Origin of the sequence: Marinovum sp. PR37 (genome assembly GCF_028807375.1) — a bacterium.
Classification (GTDB): Bacteria; Pseudomonadota; Alphaproteobacteria; order Rhodobacterales; family Rhodobacteraceae; genus Marinovum; species Marinovum algicola.
In genome coordinates this window covers 1-1,199 of the sequence record NZ_JARAML010000078.1, presented here as the reverse complement: position 1 = coordinate 1,199, position 1,199 = coordinate 1, and the positions used below count along the sequence as shown (strand labels likewise).

The following is a 1,199-nucleotide window of genomic DNA, read 5'->3' as shown; positions in this document are numbered from 1 at the left end:
GGACTCTAATCAACGGTGGAGGAAAAATCCCGTGGCAGGTCAGACTCTAATCAACGGTGGAGGAAAAATCCCGTGGCAGGTCACCCAGCATCTCACGCCCCAGTCGTTCTGCAAGACCGAATTGCAGTGCCTCGAGAGTGACGAGATCCCGTCCATCCGCAACATCACCAACGGCGAGCCGCCTCAGCAGGGCACTTAGTGCGGACAACGACAGATCCCCAAGCGGAACATCGTGAAGATTAGCAAGTTGATCAGCCACTTCACGGCCATGACGAACAGCGAGGATCGCAGTGGCTTGAAGCTTGAAGTCATCTTTTTTTCCGATTGGCATAGCCATCATCCTTGTTTCATCGGCGCGCATTCTGGGCGCGTCAAGCAAGCCTCCTTCGAGAGGCTGAGACCGAAAAAACGTGAGAAGCTTCAGTCCAGAAATTTCCGTCTATCTGTTCTGGTCTGGTGTCTAACGCGGTCTCACTCAGAAGACCGCGTTAGACACCAGACCAGCACGGCTTGCGCTCTTCAACATCAAGGTATAAGAGCGTCACGTGCGACCCTTGGAGGAACATCCGTGGAATAGAAATAGACGAACCTAAGATAAAGGTTCGCCAACATTCATGCCAATTACCTGATAAATAGTGGTTTCATCTTCCGCGTCGGAAACGGCGTGGAACTACACTCAAGTTAGCTATATCAAGGACTTAGTGAGACGAACTCCTTTTTTCCGGCCCTTAGAGGAAAACAGCTTAATCCCCGAATGACGAACCTCTCGCACAGCTCAAGCCCTCAGGGTGCAATGCGAGCGTCGAAGCAAACCAGATCATCATCTTTTGTATGAGAGCCCCAACCGGTTCCACGCTCCGGACCCTGCACTCAGAAAATCGACAGCAATACTTGAGCCGTAGGGTCAGGACCCATTGATTTCTGTCTAGCGGCGTGATTCACGGTTCGAAAAACGAGCGGTGAACATGTCTGATCTTTTCTGGTTGAGCGACGCCCAGATGGCGCGTCTTGAGCCCTTTTTCCCCAAGTCCCACGGCAAGCCCCGTGTCGATGATCGACGGGTTTTAAGCGGGATTATCTTCATCAATCGCAATGGCTTGCGATGGCGGGACGCACCCAAGGAGTACGGTCCGCACAAGACCTTGTACAATCGCTGGAAGGTAAGCGCCCGGTTTCTACCGCAGCGGCTGGTCCTTGAC

The 1,199-nt window shown here is 52.9% G+C and carries 2 protein-coding genes; one reads left to right on the top strand and one right to left on the bottom strand.

What is annotated here, in order from left to right; genetic code table 11:
• Nucleotides 1-46: 46 nt before the first annotated feature.
• Nucleotides 47-331, bottom strand: a complete 285-nt coding sequence (locus tag PVW49_RS23695; protein ID WP_274591805.1) for a hypothetical protein — start codon at nt 329-331, stop codon at nt 47-49.
• 634 nt (nt 332-965) lie between these two features.
• On the opposite strand from PVW49_RS23695, the gene PVW49_RS23690 reads away from it, so the two are divergent.
• Nucleotides 966-1,199 (top strand): transposase (locus PVW49_RS23690; RefSeq protein ID WP_274591804.1); only part of this gene is annotated, 234 nt, incomplete at its 3' end.